Annotated in this window: 11 protein-coding genes and 1 riboswitch; of the genes, 2 read left to right on the forward strand and 9 right to left on the reverse strand. The window is 34.6% G+C overall.

From position 1 onward, the window contains the following. The first annotated feature begins 29 nt into the window (after positions 1-29). The gene (gene rho / locus BUB82_RS00095) at positions 30-1,772 is read left to right on the forward strand and encodes a transcription termination factor Rho (RefSeq protein ID WP_073190278.1); all 1,743 of its coding nucleotides are present in this window, start codon (positions 30-32) and stop codon (positions 1,770-1,772) included. Between the two features lie 323 nt (positions 1,773-2,095). Here rho and BUB82_RS11855 read toward each other — a convergent pair whose 3' ends face one another. The 9 genes from BUB82_RS11855 to BUB82_RS00145 all read right to left on the reverse strand — a co-directional run bounded on the left by BUB82_RS11855 (position 2,096) and on the right by BUB82_RS00145 (position 17,230). Continuing rightward, positions 2,096-4,243: a homoserine dehydrogenase gene (locus BUB82_RS11855; protein ID WP_449421150.1), complete on the reverse strand. Its 2,148-nt coding sequence runs from the start codon at positions 4,241-4,243 to the stop codon at positions 2,096-2,098. A gap of 125 nt (positions 4,244-4,368) precedes the next feature. Continuing rightward, complete coding sequence (locus BUB82_RS00110) at positions 4,369-5,682, reverse strand: O-acetylhomoserine aminocarboxypropyltransferase/cysteine synthase family protein (RefSeq protein ID WP_073190280.1); 1,314 nt, start codon at positions 5,680-5,682, stop codon at positions 4,369-4,371. Positions 5,683-5,907: 225 nt separating this feature from the next. Further along, positions 5,908-6,044, reverse strand: a riboswitch (SAM riboswitch). Positions 6,045-6,240: 196 nt separating this feature from the next. After that, positions 6,241-8,247, reverse strand: coding sequence for an excinuclease ABC subunit UvrB (uvrB, locus tag BUB82_RS00115; protein ID WP_073190281.1), 2,007 nt, complete (start codon positions 8,245-8,247; stop codon positions 6,241-6,243). 85 nt (positions 8,248-8,332) lie between these two features. Then, positions 8,333-10,618, reverse strand: a complete 2,286-nt coding sequence (locus tag BUB82_RS00120; protein WP_083574431.1) for a T9SS type B sorting domain-containing protein — start codon at positions 10,616-10,618, stop codon at positions 8,333-8,335. Between the two features lie 109 nt (positions 10,619-10,727). After that, positions 10,728-12,485: a T9SS type B sorting domain-containing protein gene (locus BUB82_RS00125; protein ID WP_073190286.1), complete on the reverse strand. Its 1,758-nt coding sequence runs from the start codon at positions 12,483-12,485 to the stop codon at positions 10,728-10,730. 3 nt (positions 12,486-12,488) lie between these two features. Next, positions 12,489-12,893 (reverse strand): hypothetical protein, encoded by a 405-nt coding sequence (locus BUB82_RS00130; protein WP_073190287.1) that lies wholly within the window; start codon positions 12,891-12,893, stop codon positions 12,489-12,491. A gap of 3 nt (positions 12,894-12,896) precedes the next feature. After that, positions 12,897-15,473 (reverse strand): T9SS type B sorting domain-containing protein, encoded by a 2,577-nt coding sequence (locus BUB82_RS00135; protein ID WP_234949738.1) that lies wholly within the window; start codon positions 15,471-15,473, stop codon positions 12,897-12,899. A gap of 28 nt (positions 15,474-15,501) precedes the next feature. After that, a complete protein-coding gene (locus BUB82_RS00140) occupies positions 15,502-16,326 on the reverse strand; it encodes an ABC transporter permease (protein ID WP_073190290.1) in 825 nt (274 codons plus the stop codon). 4 nt (positions 16,327-16,330) lie between these two features. Beyond that, complete coding sequence (locus BUB82_RS00145) at positions 16,331-17,230, reverse strand: ABC transporter ATP-binding protein (protein WP_073190293.1); 900 nt, start codon at positions 17,228-17,230, stop codon at positions 16,331-16,333. A 193-nt stretch (positions 17,231-17,423) separates the two neighbouring features. Between BUB82_RS00145 and BUB82_RS00150 the strand changes: the two genes are divergently transcribed. Then, a complete protein-coding gene (locus tag BUB82_RS00150) occupies positions 17,424-18,473 on the forward strand; it encodes a hypothetical protein (protein WP_073190297.1) in 1,050 nt (349 codons plus the stop codon). The last annotated feature ends 24 nt before the right edge of the window (positions 18,474-18,497 follow it).

Raw genomic sequence — 18,497 nt, forward strand, 5'->3', positions numbered from 1 at the left:
AATATTTAAAATAATTTCAATAAATATCAATGTTAGAGATTAACGAATTAAAGGCAAAAAAACTGCCTGAATTGCAAGGTATTGCTAAAGAGCTAGAAGTTCCTAAGTTTAAAAGCTTAAAAAAATTAGATTTAATTTATCAAATTCTTGATTACCAAGCTAGCAACCCTGAAAAGGTTAAATCTGTAGTTTCTTCAGAACCAAGTCCTGCAAAAACTTCTCCTTCACAAAATAAAGAGCAGAACGTTTCAAAAGGCGAAGCTCGAAAAAAAGTTACAAAGACCAGTCAAAATAAAACGTCTGCTAAGATTTCAGATGAATCAAAATCTTCTGAAGATAAAAATTCTAAGCGACCAAGACAAAAGACGACATCTAGCCAATCAAAGCCTGAGAATTCAAATCAATCTAAGTCCAGCAAAAACACTCAGCAAAAAACGTCTACAAAAGAAAAATCAGATTCTAATCAAAAAAATAGTCAATCTTCTGCTAAACAACCACAAAAGCAAGGTTCGAAGCTAGACCAAAATCAAAAGAAGTCTTCTGATTCTAAAAATGACACCTCACAAAAACGCTCATCACACCAATCCAATCAAAAATCTAATCAGAAAAACGGTAATAAAGATACCCGAAATAAATATAAACAACCTAATTACGAATTTGATGCGATTATAGAGTCTGAAGGTGTTTTAGATATGATGCCTGATGGCTATGGATTTTTACGTTCGTCAGATTACAATTATTTATCATCTCCAGATGATATTTACTTGTCTCAATCTCAAATAAAATTATTTGGATTAAAAACAGGCGACACTGTTTTAGGTCAAGTTAGACCACCAAAAGAAGGTGAAAAATATTTTCCTTTAATCAAGATTAATAAAATCAACGGTCTTGATCCTCAAGTTGTTCGCGATCGTGTTTCATTTGAGCATTTAACACCATTATTCCCAAAAGAACGTTTTAGAATAGCAGAGCGAAGCTCTTCAATCAGCACTCGGGTTATGGACATGTTTGCGCCAATTGGTAAGGGACAACGTGGTATGATTGTCTCGCAACCAAAAACAGGAAAAACAATGTTGCTTAAAGACATTGCCAACGCCATTGCCGCTAACCATCCTGAGGTTTATCAAATTGTTTTATTAATCGATGAACGTCCAGAAGAAGTAACTGATATGCAACGTAGTGTTCGTGGTGAAGTGGTGGCTTCAACTTTTGATAAAGAAGCACATGAACATGTTAAAGTAGCCAATATTGTGCTTGATAAAGCAAAAAGATTAGTTGAATGTGGTCATGATGTGGTTATTTTATTAGACTCCATTACGCGTTTGGCAAGAGCTTATAACACGGTTCAACCAGCAAGTGGAAAAGTGTTGAGTGGTGGTGTAGATGCTAATGCATTACATAAACCTAAGCGCTTTTTTGGTGCCGCACGAAATATTGAAAACGGTGGATCACTATCAATTATTGCAACCGCTTTAACTGATACAGGTTCTAAAATGGATGAAGTCATTTTTGAAGAATTTAAAGGTACAGGAAACATGGAGCTTCAGTTAGACCGTAAAATTGCCAATCGTCGTATTTTCCCAGCAATCGACTTAACCGCTTCAAGTACGCGTCGAGATGACTTATTACTCGATCAAGATATGGTTCAAAAAATGTGGGTAATGCGTAAGTATTTAGCTGATATGAATCCTGTAGAGGCTATGGAGTTTATAAGTGAACGCATTAAGCAAACTAAAAATAATGAAGAATTTATCATTTCTATGAATGGTTAATTCACTTTAATTATTTAATAAATCAAAACCGCTTTAATTTCAATTAGAGCGGTTTTTTTGAATAAGCGAAATTTTATTCGGAATAAACGATTTAAAAAAACTGATCTAGTTCAAGTTATTTCTACCTTCTAAACATCTAAAAAATCTTTTGAACGTTTCAAAAATCAATAAAAAAACTTATTTAAGCATGATACAATTTGGTACAGGTTTGAAAATTTAACCTCAAATCCTGTGACTACATTCATCAGCGACGTCCAACCCTATGATTGGAGTGAAGGCATACCATTTTCTGTACCCAACTAGTACATTATACTATTTTAAACCTATACTAAAGTCTTCTCCGACGCATGTTCAACATCACTTAAGCAGAGTTTGAAATCTTCGGAAATCACTGCAAAAAACAAGTCATCTCTTGTGTTAAAATCGATTTTTATCAGATTTTTAAAATGCACCCAGCCGGTCTTAAAGGCCTTTTTATCGTCAACAGTAACGTTTTCAGTAAGGACAAATTCAAGTTCATCTAAGCTGTTTTCATCTTTAGCTGAAAGTGCAATTTTCAAATAAAAATCATTTGTAAAACTATTGTCATTAACCAAAGAATAAGAATAGGTGTATCCCGTTTGTAAAGCCTGAATATCAGACAATACTGCTGAGGCTGTAGGTATGCTACCGGCACCACGACCCTGAAAAAATTGTTCATGCGCAAATTCTGCATTGACATTTACGGCATTAAATTCATTCTCAACATTATAATTAGAATGGGTTTTTGGCACTACAAACGGAGCTACAAAACCGATGACTTTATCTTCAATTTGCTTGGCATAAGAATACAGTTTCAGCTTACTATCGCGATTATTTGCAAAATTGACATGTGCAGGTGCGATGTGTCTAATACCACAATTAAAAACATCTTGTGGTTTTACACCAACACCAAAAGCATGTTTTAATAAAATAGCCAACTTGTACTTAGCGTCAAAACCATCCACATCCAATGTTGGGTCAGATTCTGCAAAGCCCAAATCTTGAGCTTCTAGTAAGGCTTTATCATAAGTTAAACCTTGCGCTGTTCGGCTTAAGATATAATTGGTGGTACCATTACAAATACCCTGAAAACCTTCAATATGGTCACTTTTAAAATAATCTTCGATATTTCTTATGATAGGAATACTGGCACAAACTGAGGCCTCATACAAAAATGCGACCTGATGTTCTTTCGCCAATTCTATCAATTCATCCAAATGTTCAGCGATGAGTTTTTTGTTGGCAGAAACGACATTTTTACCGAGTTTTAACGCCGACTTTACAATGTCGTACGCTGCATCGGCATCATCGATCAATTCCACCACGGTATTGATGTCGTTATCCAATAGAATATCCGAGGACTGATAATAAAAGTGCTGAACTGGTAAATCTCTTGATTTGTATTTATCTTTGACCACTATTTTTGTAATTGAGGCATTGATATTTGGGCTTTGTTGAAGGATTTTATAAAATCCCTGTCCTACGCACCCGTAACCAAATAGACCTATTGTTGATGTTTTTGTCATTTTATTTGCTGTTTTTAAATTTGAGTTTGAATACTTAAGCCACTCAAAAACTTTTGAGTTGATTTGTTCGGCTTCCACTAAAAATCCATCATGTCCGTATATAGAATCAATTTCAAGATATTGGGCATTTGGAATATGTTTTGCCAAAAACTGTTGTTCTTCTGGTTGAAACAATCGATCTGAACATAAGCCAATACAGAGGGTTTTAGCTTCAATTTTTTTTAGAACCTCTTCAACCGATACATTTCCTCGCCCTAAATTATGGCTGTCCATACTTTTGGTGATGGCATAATACGCAAAAGGACAAAAGCGTTTGACCAGCTTTTCACCTTGATAGTGTTGATAGGATTCGGCAGAAAAATTTTGAACTGTATCTGATGATTTTTCAATTTGGGTTGAATTATAAATATCAGATGTTCTATAACTCAATAACGCTATGGACCGCGCGGCTTTTAGTCCTGCTTTTCCACCACCTGTTAAATTCTTTCGAAAACTCTGATCAGCTTCCATTGCTAGTCTTTGGGAGGCGTTAAACGCGATACCCCATGGCGAATGAAACGCGTTGGTCGCGAGAACACATAAGTGTTGGATTTCCATGGGAAATTCAACAGCCCATTGCAAAGCTTGCTGACCACCTAAAGAGGCCCCAATAAGGAGATGAATCGTTTGAAGATTTAAGTGTTTAGCGACCAAACGATGCGCCTTAACCATATCCTTTATCGTAATCAACGGAAAATTTTTACGCTGAAATTCTTCTGGAACTTCAGCTGAACTCGCTCCAGTAGTGCCATAGCAGGAGCCTAAGAAATTTGGGCAAACAATAAAATACTTGTCAGGATCTAAAAGACGGCCAGGACCAAACATTTCTGGCCACCAGTCATGAACTTCTGCACTAGCAGTTAATGCATGACAGACCCAAATCACATTGGATTTTTCTGCATTCACCTGACCGTAAGTCCTAAAAGCCACGTTCACCTGAGGTAGCACTATACCGCTTTCCAGTTTAAAGTTTTCTGTATGAATTTGTTTTATGGACATTAAATTTAGTTTTATACCGGTACCTGAATTTTATTCAGGGCGTGTTTGATGTCTTTTTTTAAGTCTTCAATATGTTCGATGCCTACTGATAGTCTTAAGATGCCTGGACGAACGCCAGCTTTGATTTGATCTTCTTCACTAAGCTGTTCGTGTGTAGTCGAGGAAGGATGAATGATGAGTGTCTTGGCGTCACCAACGTTGGCTAAATGCGAAATCAACTGAAGCTGATTCACAAACTCATCTGCAGCTTCTTTCCTGGCTTTAAGTTTAAAATTCAGGACGCCTCCAAAACCTCTTTTAAAATACTTTTTAGCATTGTCGTGATAGGATGATGAAGCTAAACCAGGATAATTCACCCATTCTACGTCATCTAAACTTTCCAGCCACTTGGCAAGGGCCAGTGCATTTTCACCTGTTCGTTCTACCCGAAGCGAAAGGGTTTCCAGTCCCTGAGTGAGCTGAAAAGCGTTAAAAGGTGAAAGTGCCGGGCCAAAATCACGCAGTCCTTCTACTCGGGCTTTGATGATAAAGGCAATATTTTCAAAATCGCTGTCCTTACCAAAGACATCAGAAAAGACGAGGCCGTGATAAGATTCTGACGGTTCTGAAAATTGTTTGAATTTGCCATTGCCGTAATCGTATTTTCCGGCATCAACGATGACACCGCCAATACTGGTGCCGTGACCGCCTATCCATTTAGTGGCTGAAGCGACCACAACATCCGCACCATGTTTAATCGGTTGAAAAAAGTACCCACCGGCACCAAACGTATTATCAACAATTAAAGGGATATCGTGATGTTTGGCCAACGCAGCAATAGCATCAAAATCAGCGACGCTAAAAGCTGGATTACCAATGGTTTCTAAATAAATAGCCTTGGTATCATCTTCTATTTGTTCCTCAAAATCCTCAACATCTGTGCCTTTAGCAAACTTAGCGTGAATACCAAGTCGTTTAAAAGTTACTTTAAATTGATTGAAAGTTCCCCCGTACAAATGTGGTGAAGTCACGAAACTGTCGCCGGCCTCAAGAATATTGGTCAAGGCTATAAATTGGGCAGCCTGACCAGACCCTACAGCCAGGGCAGCGACGCCACCCTCTAGGGCAGCAATGCGTTTTTCAAAAGCATCGGTTGTCGGATTCATGATTCGGGTATAGATGTTTCCAAATTCCTTGAGGCCAAAAAGATCTGCTGCGTGTTTAGAGTTATTAAAGACATAAGATGTAGTTTGATAAATCGGTAAAGCTCTGGAGCCTGTTGAAGCGTCCGCTTCTTGTCCAGCATGAAGCTGAAGGGTTTCAAAATGATAATTTTCTTGTGACATGATATATAAGATTAAAGTTAAAATTGAAATACTTGAGAAAGGCTCAAGTTCAGAATTGACTTAAGACCGTAAAATGCGTTGCTAGATGGTTATTAGCAACTCATGCGCATTCGCATGAAACTACAGTCTGCGAATGGTTTTAAAAATAGAATAATAGAAATATGATCAGTTGAAAGTACTGATAATAATCGGCATTTGAGATTAAGAGTGTTTTTCATCGCTAAACTTTTATATTTTTTGAATGCACTATTGCTTTCAAATCTGGAATTGGCACCGATTTTCCAATATTGAAATACATCAATACTTATAGTGGGTTGCCAGAGGGTCATCGAGCCAGTCTCTCACCTCATTCTTTATAAAATTTGCGATTACTCACAAATTGGGATGCAAATATATTAACAAATAAAATAGAATTCCAAATAAATATAATATCTTTTGGGATAATGCGATCAATAAAATGTTTACAGCAATATCTAAACTAGTATTGTTAGACATAGAAGTGATCAACTCATGTTCAAAATTTTTAATATAAGTTGAAGTTTGGTGACTTTATTTCAACTAGTCTTGATGTTCAACTTTTTCTTGTAGCATTTTCAACTCATCACGAAAACGTGCTGCTTCCATAAAGTCAAGTTCTTTAGCCGCATTTTCCATTGCTTTACGTACCTTCTTTATTCTAGATTTAATTTCAGTAGTTGAATAATTTTCGGCTGCTTCTTCTGCTGCAGCTAAAGTAGGTGTTTCTACAGGATCGTATTCTTTTGATTTTGTGCGTTGTCCAAAAACACTATCAATCGATTTAATCAGGGCTTTCGGTGTGATGTTATTTTTCTTATTATAATTAATTTGCTTATTCCGGCGGTATTCTGTTTCATCGATGGTTTTTTGCATGCTTTCAGTAACTTTATCTGCATATAAAATGGCGCGACCTTCGAGGTGTCTAGCTGCTCTACCAATCGTTTGGGTTAAAGTTCTATTACTGCGTAAAAAGCCTTCTTTATCGGCATCTAAAATCGCCACAAGTGAGACTTCAGGTAAATCTAGACCTTCACGTAAAAGGTTGACGCCAACCAAGACATCAAAAACACCTTTTCGTAAATCAGACATAATTTCAACACGTTCTAAAGTGTCGATATCACTATGGATATAACGTGTTTTAATATCAACCCGCATCAGATATTTAGTCAATTCTTCTGCCATACGCTTGGTTAAAGTCGTTACCAAAACACGTTGATTTTTTTTAACGCGATGATCAATTTCATCGATTAAATCGTCAATTTGGTTTTCACTAGGTCTTACTTCAATTTCAGGATCGAGCAGTCCTGTTGGACGTATGACTTGTTCTACATATACACCACCACTTTTTTGAAGTTCGTAATCTGCTGGTGTTGCACTCACATAAATCACTTGATTTTGGAGTGCTTCAAATTCTTCTAATTTAAGTGGTCGATTATCTAAGGCTGCAGGTAATCTAAAGCCATATTCAACTAAATTTTCTTTACGTGAACGGTCGCCACCATACATAGCGCCAACTTGTGGGATGGTAACATGGCTTTCATCAACTAACATTAAATAATCGTCTGGAAAATAGTCTAATAAGCAGAATGGCCTTGTCCCTGGATTCCGGCCATCTAGGTAACGTGAATAATTTTCAATTCCTGAGCAATACCCTAATTCTTTTATCATTTCAAGATCAAAATTAGTACGCTCTTCAATCCGTTTGGCTTCAAGTGGTTTACCTATTTCTTGAAAATACTCAATTTGTTTTCCTAAATCGATAGCAATTTGATCAATGGCTTGATTTAATACATCTGGAGAAGTGACAAAGATATTAGCCGGATAAATATTTAGTTTATCATATTTTGTAAAAATTTCATTGGTTTGTGGGTCAAAAGCTTCAATATCTTCAATCTCATCACCAAAAAAATGTACACGGTAAGCATGATCGGCATAACCAGGGTAAATGTCCAATGTGTCACCTTTGATTCTGAAATTACCACGATTAAATTGAACTTCTGTTCTAGAATATAAACTTTGAACTAAACGCTGTAAAAATTGGGTTCTTGAAATAACTTGATCAACTTCAATAGAAATAACATTTTTTTGAAATTCAGCTGGATTACCAATTCCATATAAACAACTGACTGACGCGACAACCAAAACATCTCGACGACCTGATAGAAGTGAAGATGTTGTGCTTAACCTCAGTTTCTCGATATCTTCATTGATGGATAAATCCTTTTCGATATAAGTTCCTGTAGATGGAATAAAAGCTTCGGGTTGATAATAGTCATAATACGAAACAAAATATTCAACGGCGTTATCAGGAAAAAAAGCTTTGAATTCAGCATATAATTGAGCAGCAAGCGTTTTGTTATGGGCTAAAACCAATGTGGGCTTCTGAACTTTTTCAACAACATTGGCCATACTAAAAGTTTTACCAGAACCCGTTACACCCAATAATGTTTGGTACTGTTCATTAGATTTAATGGCTTTAACAAGCTGTTCAATGGCCTTAGGTTGATCTCCTGTCGGCTTATAATCTGATTGTAAGTTAAATTTCAAGTTATTTTTTTTACGAAAATAGCTTGAGGATTTATGACCACCAAAGAATCAATTGGCTTTTAACCCTAAATTAATGCTTTTAGATCTAGCGTTTTAAGGTCAAATGACTAGTATAAGTTTGGCCATCTTTAAACTCTACAACATACCAATAATCTCCGCTAGGTAACGAATTTCCGTTAAAAACACCATTCCATGAGGTGTTTGACGAATCAAGTCTTGCTAAACGTTTCCCATAGCGGTCAAAAATTTGTATAAATTTAATTTGTTCGCGTTGTGCTTGAGGACCATTTACTTCCCATACATCATTATAACCATCATTATTTGGTGTGAAAAATTGCGGGAAATCGATGACTTGAAATTCTAATGAAGTTAAACCACATCCATTTTTATCACGAACAAAAATTGTATTTTGAGCTGCAGAAACTTCAAATAAGTTAGAATCTTTAAATGCAGAGGTATTAAGTGCATATTCATAATCACCAACACCTTCAGCAATAATTTCAACCTCAAAATTTTCAGGCGTTCCTGTAAGGTTATAAGAAATTGAAGCTGTTTCTGAAACAAGTACGTTGAAGGTTTGCGTAACAAAACACTCTGAAAGGCTTTCTGGGTTTGAAATTTCAACCGTATAACTTCCTGATTCATCAACTAGAATAGTTGGAGTAGTTGCACCTGTTGACCAGTTATAATTGAAGTTATTCATTTCATTTTCTAGAGAAGGTACTAATTCGATTTGTGAAGATTCGTTTAAACAAAGAAAAGTTTCAGTTTGAGGTTCTGATAAATCAGGAATTTCAGTAGAACTTAAAATGACTTCAACTGTAGCTGTGCAATTGTAAAAATTTTGAATCCTAGCAAAAATTGAAGTTGATGTGTCATGAGGTAAGGATAAGTTTGTTTCAGAAATTTCATTTATGTTATTAGCGGCATCGGTTTGTGTGTTAAATAAACTGATGTTTGAATTATTAGGTAGGTTGTTATTGATTTCTACTCTTGAAATAAGCTCACTTACATTGAACACAATTTGATCATTTTCAATCTTACAAGTTGAAACTTCCAAGCTCGGAAGAGTTGTAGGATTGATATTTAAGTTTAGATTTAAAACTGTTTGGCATCCAGCTTCATTTTGAACTGCGACAAAAAGTTGCGTATTTGTTAAAACTTCATAATTTTGGGTGTTTTGAATTGGGCTTTGAAGTAAAATAGCATCATTTAGAGATGTATAAAACCCATTACTTAAAAGGTTTAATTGGTTTATTTCAGGGAATATAAGCTCTAAGTTAAAACGAGTTAGGCCGGTTTCGGCTTCACATTGCGTAATGATTAAATCATCATAATTATTAGGATTAATAAATTCAACTTCAATGCTATCTGAAGCACTACAACCATTAGCTAATTCAACATTTACGCTATAAGATCCAGCGCCAAAATCAGCTTGTGAGATTTCTAAATCTAAACTGTTTTCATTCTGTGTAATTTCAGTGTCTTCATAGAACCAAGTAATATTATTTCCAGCTTGTTCTTCAGGTAAGCTTAATGTAAATACATCACCTTCACAGAGCGCATTATTTCCTGTTAAGTCTTGACCTAAATCAGCTCCTATGTTAAAACTATTAGCTTCAATAAATACGGCAGAATCGTATCTGTAATTTGTTTCATCAGCAATTACCAGTTTAATATCGTAGGTTTGGTTGGCAATAACATTTGCATTAGCGGTTAAAACTGCTGTTCTACCGTTAAAATTAGTAGGTGCATTAGTGTTGTTAAATTGACCGAAATATTCTTCATTTTCAGCTGGGCAGCCATTATTTCCGGGAATTTCAGGATGAACAGAAGTGACTAAAACTGGCTCATTTGTACCAGGAATAACAGCAATGTTTTCAAATTGAGCTTGAGTGTTTGCTGGTTTAATTAAAAAGGCAAAAGCATCAGAATAAATACAAGTGTTAGGATCACCTTCTTGATATTCTTCAGAGGCAAAAATGTACCGAAAGCTTAGGTTTGTTGCTTTAGGTGTAAATTGAAACTCAAAAACAGTCGCATTTGTTGTTTCTCCAGGACTTAATCCTACAGCATTTTCTAAATCACTATCGCCAACCCAATTATCATCATTACCATCATCGCTTAAATTATCGTTAGGGCCATCAACATTGCTCAGTTGACCAGTTGAAAGGACAAGTCCGCTTTCAAAAGGAAAACCAGAATTATTTGATTCGAAAAAGCCGAATGTTTTAGCGTTTGGAAAGTTACCGCTTCTTGTATTTGTAATTAGAATATCTTCAACACATTCTGTATCTCCAAACAAAACTGTTTCAACTAGTTCTTGCTCAGAATAAAAGTTTGGAGCTGTTGTTACATACTGAGCTTGCATGCTCAAAGCGCTTAATAAAAGCAAACAAAAAATGTATTTCAATACTTTATTTTTAGGGGTGGCAAAGTTAATTAATGATTAAGACTTATAGATAAAGTCTAGGTTTGATTTAACGTTTTAAAGTGAAATTACCTTTTAAAATTAGGCCTGATTGAAGTTGTATTACATACCAATAGTCATTTGCAGGCATTGGCTGACCATTGAAAGTTCCATCCCAACCTTTGCTATCTTGCGAAAAGCTAGTGATATGCTTACCGAAACGATCGAATACTTGGATGTAATCTATTCTGATATCAGTTTTTACGATACCTTTAAGCTGCCAAAAATCATTTATACCATCATTATTAGGTGTAAAAAAATCTTTAACACCTAAAATGGCGACGCTATTTTTTTGAGTCCCACAACCGTTTTTATCACGCACAAATACATCATAAACGCCAGGCGCTAGATTTTCAAAAAGAGGCTCATCTTGAAAATCAAACGCATAATCTAGTGCGTATTCATAATCGCCTAAGCTTTCAGCCGCTAGAATTATTGAAATTGAATTATTTTCTTGTGTGGTGTCTTCAATTTCAAAGCCAAAAGAAGCGATATTAGATTCAATAACTTCGTCTGACTTAGAAGAAGAACAACCCGTTAAATTATTTGTGACTGTTAGGGTATAAGTTCCGCCTTGATTTATATCTATGTCTGGCGTGGTTTCACCATTACTCCAGCTAAAAGAATAATTGTCTTGCTCATCTAAAGGTATTCCTGAATTTAATTGAATTGTTTCAGGAAAATCTTCTTGGCAATAAATAAGTGATTCACCTTCAGATTCAATTATTGGTTTAGATGTTACCTTTAAATCTAGCGCAACAACACTAGCACAAGTTGAAGCTGAATTTACCCTTACATAAACCGTTTGATTATAAGCTTGAGAATTGGTATAAGTCGAATTTACTAATTCTTCTGCATTTTCATTAATAGCAGCTTCTTCAGATAAATAGTATGAAAAACTAGCCTCGTTTGTATTTGAAAAAATTGATTCATTTACTTCTTGTAAATTAAATTCAGCTAATCCTGTTTCTGTTTCAATTTCGCACTCTACTAAAGCCGATGGTTCATTTATTTGAATGTAAGGTATATAAACTAAATTAAACTCCTGTGTGGTTAAATCGTTTCCAAAATTATCTTGTGGTGTTACTGTGTAAACGCCTTCTTGAATAACCTCTAAGACAGGTGTATTTGAATTTTCTAACTCAATAGTGCTGTTACCATTGTTTAATTCCCAAACGTAATTCACAGCCTCATTTGTTGTTGCATCTAAGCTAACAACTTCATCTTCGCAAGCTTCAATTACATTTAAAATGCTGCAATCTGTTGCACCTATGCCAGAAGTTTGGTTTAATAAAATACTTCCTGAAACGCCTTCAAAATTGGTGATGAGCATGATATAAAATTCGCCTGTTTGCGCGTTAGAAATGCTCGCAAATTCTGTTGCAGATGCTGAGTAACTACATGCAATAATGTCGTTTAAAGGCGGCGTATTTTCTTCACAAACATCTAAATTATCGTATGGTCCCCATAATGCAAAATCTACGTCTAAAAGGGCGCCAATTGGATTGCCGTTATCATCAAATCCACCTGAAGACTGTATTATTTCGAAATTTAGATTACCAGGGTCGTCAATTTGGATGTAAAACCAAGCTGGATTAGGTGTAGAACCTAAACAATCGACTGATCCAAATCCATTATCTCCAGTTGTGTTTGAAAAAACTAAAGAAGAATCGCCAGCACAAAATGGTTCTGGGCTGCTACAAACAGGGCTTTGAGAATACGAAAAACAACTAATGATAAAACATGTATAAATTATAACTTTTCGCATAGCTTATTGTTTAGTAGGGTAAATTTTAATAAGCTGTTTTGATTTTGAGTAATAATAGAAGACTGTTTGGTCATTATAAATATCCATTTTGTAAAGAAAAGGGTTGAATAGAGAAGGTTCTAAATAATCTGGTAAACTAGCACCTAATTTTTTATTATAAGTATTGATTTTATGTAAATTTTCAAAATTATCGTGCTTTATGGATGGTCTTTCTACATTATTAATAATAAAAACCCTTTTTAATAATGCTTTTTTGTTTTTTAGGTGAACAGGATTCGAAAAAACGATTGTTTCTGATTGTTCTAAATATACTTCGTTAATGTACTTATTAAAGTTTGAGCTGTTAAGAGGTATTTCTTGAGAATTCATGAAAAACGAGGCGAATAATGCTGTAATTAAAAGCTTCATGAGTTATCGTTTTAAGGTGAAATTTCCTTTTAATACTAATCCATCTTGCAGTTTTATAACATACCAATAATCGTTTGAAGGCATAGGTTTTCCCTTATAAGTACCATCCCAACCTTTGCTTTCTTGCGAAAAGCTAGCGATATGTTTGCCATAACGGTCAAATACCTGAATATAATCTATTCTAATATCGGCTTTTACAATACCTTCAAGCTGCCAAAAGTCGTTGACGCCATCATTATTAGGTGTGAAAAAATCTCGTACACCTAATAGTCCAACGCGTTCTTTTCGAGTACCACAGCCATTTTTATCGCGAACAAATACATCATAAATTCCTGGTGCTAAACCTTCAAAGAGAGGCTCATCTTGAAAATCAAATGGATATTCTAAAGCATATTCATAATCACCTAAACTTTCTGTAGTTACAATGATTGAAATTGTATTATTTTCTTGTGTGGTATCTTCAACTTCAAAGTCAAATGAAGCAATGTTTGATTCAATAACTTCATGAGAGCGAGAAGTGGAGCAACCGGTCATGTTATTGGTGACAGTGACAGTGTAAATTCCCGCTTGATTCACGCCAATGCTTGGTGTTGTTTGACCTGTATTCCAACTATAGGAATAATTAGCTTGTTCAATAATTGGTATACCAGAATCAATTTGAAGTAATTCTGGTAAATTTTCTAGACAATAAAATTGAGAGGTGTCATTACCTAATTCTGGTAATTGTCCACTTATTAAGGTAATTTGTTGATAATCTGTACAATTGTTTTGTGTTATTTTTGCAATAATTGGCTGGTTATTTGAAGTGCTTTGAAAACTTGATATTTCTGTAATTGAGTTTTCTTCGTTTATGGCATCATCAAAATTTAAAAAGTAAGAAACTTCAACTTGATTTTCTGTTAGATTCGTATCTTGTAAAAGTTGAGAAACAGCTTCATTTAAATTAAAATTAGAAACGGTTTCACCTTCATTGACACATTCTGTTAAGGTTGCATTTTGATACTCAGGAATCTCTGAAAATGTAACTCTAGCTGTTCCGATTAAAGGACAAGAGCCATCGTTTAAATCGACTTCTAAGGTGTAAAACTCAGTGTAAGGTAGGTTAACGTTTTCTGGCAAAGTGACTTCAAAAGAAGCACTATTTTGATTAGCTACAACTTCATCATTTAACTTCCAAGTGTAAGTTGCGTTTGGGATATCATCATAACCAAGTGTATAGCTTTCATTTTCACATAAATCTAGATTAGTGGTTAATACATTTCCTAAGTTTACGATATCAATTTTATTTAGAAATAGAGATTGAATAAACGGTGGTAACCCAAAAGTTGACGTTCTCCCCGACAAACTAATGCCATTTTGATTATAAACTAAATTTTCTGGATCTTCTTCAGGGTTTTCAATAACCCCAAGTTGAGATTGATTTAAGTTAGTGACGTAAATTTTGCCATCTGGGGCTAATTGCATTCCGCCTTTGTTGCTAAAATCGTCAACAACAATTTCACCAGAATTTGGAACATCATTAGCCGTTAAATCCCATTGCCAAATGGTTCGATTATTAGTTGTTGCATATGCTTTAGTACTATTTGAAGAAAAGGCAACACCATAAGCATTAAAACCTTCTATTAACATTTGCGCGTTTGAAACAACGCCTGTATTATTATCAAAATCAAATAGATAAACATTGCCATCACCTGCATCTTGATTAGCATCTGCTGGGTTATAATTTGTGGTGTTATTAGCAGAAACTATTTTTGTACCGTCAGGTGAAGCTTTCATATAGCCTAAAGCTGCACGCCTATAATTGTCGGTTGTTATGCTTGGTCCAGCAGTTGAAATAACTGGCGTTTCATCAATACCATTTTCATCAATTTTAAAGGCGTAAAACGAATCAATGAAATGAACAATAATCCAAATTGAAGAACAATCGCCACCACGTACGGCTGTAATTTTTTCTGAAGCTTTAAACTTTAAATGCTCAGGATTATTAGGATCATAGGTAATGAGTTCAATGTTTTTTTGGTTTGGAATAACATCTCCTAAGCCATTATTTAAGCTCATGTCTACAACCGAATAATTTAAGCCATTGTTAAAACCATCATCATCAGTTGGCACTTCATGAAATGGTACATCTGTATAATTGGGTATTGGGTTGCCTTGCTGATCAGCTGGTCCTTGATTGGGATAGGCAAAAGCATTATCATGATGCGGCTCATCTAATGTAAATACAAAGTATAAGTTAGTGTTAGTTGGGTGTGGAACAATTAAACCACTGGACGTACTTGAAGGGTCACCATTTAATCCATCAAAATTAGTGCTTGGGCTATAATTGGCATTTTCCATAGGAAGATGATTTCTGTTCCAAACCGTTCTGCCGTCGGTATAAAACAATAAATCTCCATTAGGCGCAGAGATAGATGAACAACCTTCATTTGTACTTAATGCACCATCTAACAATGCTGTTGGCGGACTTGTGTTAAAGGTTATCCCTGCATTGTTTCCAAAGTACCAATTATTAGCTTCGCCTTGGCTATAATTATAGAATGAAATCAATAAAAACAGTGAGAGAAAATATAGTCGCAAGTTTTTTTACCAAATATATAAAAATTGCTTACAAATCACGTTTTTTCAATATAAGGAATGAACCATAAACAAAAATAAATGTCCATGCTAAAACAATTACAACGCTTAATAAACTGACATCATAATTTTTAACAAATTCTGGGTTGACTGATTGTGCAGTTGACTTTACAATATTTAAACGCGTAACTGGTTCTTTGATGAGATTACTCATAGACGTTAAAGGCATGAATTGAATTAATGGTTTTAAAATTTCAACTTGAAAAGTGATGACTAAATAGACAATTCCTTCAATCACCCAAATTAAAAATAAGAAGCCTAAGGCAAAAGCCGAACGTTTGACAAAAATTCCTAAAAACATACAAAGCGAAAAGAAGCCAAGCAGTTTTACAAAATAGGCAAAAACGTATTCTAAATCTGAAAATATAATGCTTGCCTCATCAAAATCTGAAAAAATTAAACCTAAAATTAAGGAAACAACAAAGACCAATACCGTAGAGGCAACTGCATAGAACAGTACATTTAAGAATTTTGAAAGGATAAACTCTTTTTTACTAAGACCATCAATTAAATTTTGTTTGAGTGTCCTGTTAGTATATTCGCTAGACATCATTGATACGATAACAATGGCTAAAAATATTTTCAGAAAGGCAACCACATAGGTATTAAAGTGCCAAATGTATGGAAAGTTAAAAATGCCTTGATCAGCAAATCTAAAGTCTATGGCTCCAAAATTAAAACGTATAGAAGCAAATAGGGCAATGGCTGAAAATAAAACAAAGTATAGAATGCTAAGTATTTTAGCGGATTTGTTGTGTTTTAATTTGTGAAATTCAATTAAAAATAAGCGTTTCATGGCGTTAGGCTTTTGTAAGTTCTAAAAATTGTTCTTCTAAAGTTTCTTTTCGTTTAATAAGTAAGTTGACATAAATGCCTTGACTCGCTAAAGTTTTATTGAGTTCACTAGCTTCAATAGGTAGACTTAAAAATGCCTTTAATCGATGATGTTCATCAACTTTTACAACTTTTTCAATAAAATCGAGTTGGCCCAAAGCCGAATCTAATTCTTCTAGATTTTTTGAAGCAATTTCAACAAAACCATGAGTGGCATTCATCTGGTCTACGCTACCAGCATAAAGTTTAACACCATTTCTGATAATAACAACATGAGAGCATACTTTTTCTACCTCATCAAGCAGGTGAGAGGCAAGCAAAATGGTCATGCCATCGGCTGCGATTTTCCTGATAATTTCACGGATTTGATGAATACCTTGAGGGTCAAGTCCATTAGTTGGTTCGTCTAAAATAAGTATTTCCGGGTCGTTAAGTAATGCTGAGGCAATAGCTAAACGTTGTTTCATACCCAAAGAATAACTTTTGAAAGTATTTTCTTTTCGGTCTAGTAAATCGACGATTTCTAATTTTTCATCAATTTTTGAATAATCAACCCCTTTAATTTTACAAACCAATTTCAAATTATCTTCAGCAGACATGTTAGGATAAAAATTGGGATTTTCAATAATAGCGCCTACTTTTTTTAGCGCTTCATGGGTTTCAACTTGTCCGCCGAACCATTCAAATTCACCTGAAGTTTTATTAACCACATTTAATATAATCCCAAGTGTGGTTGATTTCCCACTTCCATTAGGACCTAGAATACCGTATACGTTACCTTTTTCAATCTCAAAACTCAGTTGATTTACAGCCGTGAGTTTTCCAAATTTCTTGGTGAGTTGATTTAATTTTAGAATTGTTTCCACAGAATTGATTTTAATTATAAGTCCTAAAACTAAAAATTTGTTACAAATTAGTTAAAGAAATCTGGTAAGATTATCTTGAAGTAATACTAATTTTCAGTTGAAGTTTGGGATGTTTATTTATAAAATTAGTTAATAATCATTACATTGCTTGCTGATTATATCAGCTGATTCAATCTAAAATTAAGTTTTAAGTATGCAACAAAAATTAATGTCTAAAAAGAAACCAACTTTTCCGATTAATGAAGGTTTAAATTCATATTTAGAACTTTATAATAGAAAAACTAAAATTCCAGTGTCTTATGATGATTTACTACGTTTTTCGGGTTCTATTGTAGTTTATGATCAAAATGATGAAGATACACTTTGGGTGCGTTGCTACTATCCTGACTACGAGAGAGAAGATATAGACCATAGCTTAAAAAAAGTCTATCTTATATTACATTCTGACGGTAGAAGTGCTGAGCTCGATTTTTTAAGTGTCGATGCCATTGATTTTTGCACATTTGGAAATTCAAAACCATTTCGCATTAAAATTAGAAATGTCCTCAACGATAACTTTACTTATTTTTATGTAAAAAAAGCCGACGCATCAAGAATTTATGGCCTTGATTTTGAGCATATTTTATCACCTCACCGAATTAATTTTCTAGTCTATAAAGATACTTTAATCGAAGAGCATATTGCAGGAATCCCAGGCGATGTGTTTATTAAAGAGCACTTGCCAGATTGTGATTCGCGGGCCAAAACACAAATAGCTAAACAGTTTGTGAAATTTAATGAACGATGTACCTTACGTTTGTTAGGAGATATGCGCTCCTATAATTATGTGGTTATACCAACGCATGATTTTGACCATGTTGATTATAAAATCAGGGCGATAGACTTTGACCAACAAAACTTTGAAGGCAACTTAAAAGTTTATAGGCCACAATTTTTTAAAGAAAATTATACCATGGTTAAATTAGTTGAAAGCCATTTAGAAGAGTCTTCGATAGAGCAATACCGTAAAGAAGAGCGCTCTCAAGTTGCTAAACGATTAATTACCTCACAAAAACGCTTTAGAATGCTCATAAGATGTATGATTAAGGATCATATTTCTACCCGAGAAAATGTATTGCAATTACGCAAAGACTTAGTCAACTATACACGTGATGTAAAATTTAAACGTGCCAAAACCATGGGGCATATACTCAAAACAGCACTTGATTTTGTTAAGCGTAACTATTTAGAATACGACGAATAAAACATTTTCAATGTTAATATTTCA

Source organism: Psychroflexus salarius, from assembly GCF_900129035.1.
In the GTDB taxonomy this organism is placed as follows: Bacteria; Bacteroidota; Bacteroidia; order Flavobacteriales; family Flavobacteriaceae; genus Psychroflexus; species Psychroflexus salarius.

Bases quoted from the DNA above. Each gene is read 5' to 3' on its own strand.
- BUB82_RS00150 (WP_073190297.1), top strand. From the start codon at position 17,424: ATGCAACAAAAATTAATGTCTAAAAAGAAACCAACTTTTCCGATTAAT.
- BUB82_RS00120 (WP_083574431.1), bottom strand. From the start codon at position 10,618: ATGCAAGCTCAGTATGTAACAACAGCTCCAAACTTTTATTCTGAGCAA.
- rho (WP_073190278.1), top strand. From the start codon at position 30: ATGTTAGAGATTAACGAATTAAAGGCAAAAAAACTGCCTGAATTGCAA.
- BUB82_RS00140 (WP_073190290.1), bottom strand. From the start codon at position 16,326: ATGAAACGCTTATTTTTAATTGAATTTCACAAATTAAAACACAACAAA.
- BUB82_RS00130 (WP_073190287.1), bottom strand. From the start codon at position 12,893: ATGAAGCTTTTAATTACAGCATTATTCGCCTCGTTTTTCATGAATTCT.
- BUB82_RS00110 (WP_073190280.1), bottom strand. From the start codon at position 5,682: ATGTCACAAGAAAATTATCATTTTGAAACCCTTCAGCTTCATGCTGGA.
- BUB82_RS00125 (WP_073190286.1), bottom strand. From the start codon at position 12,485: ATGCGAAAAGTTATAATTTATACATGTTTTATCATTAGTTGTTTTTCG.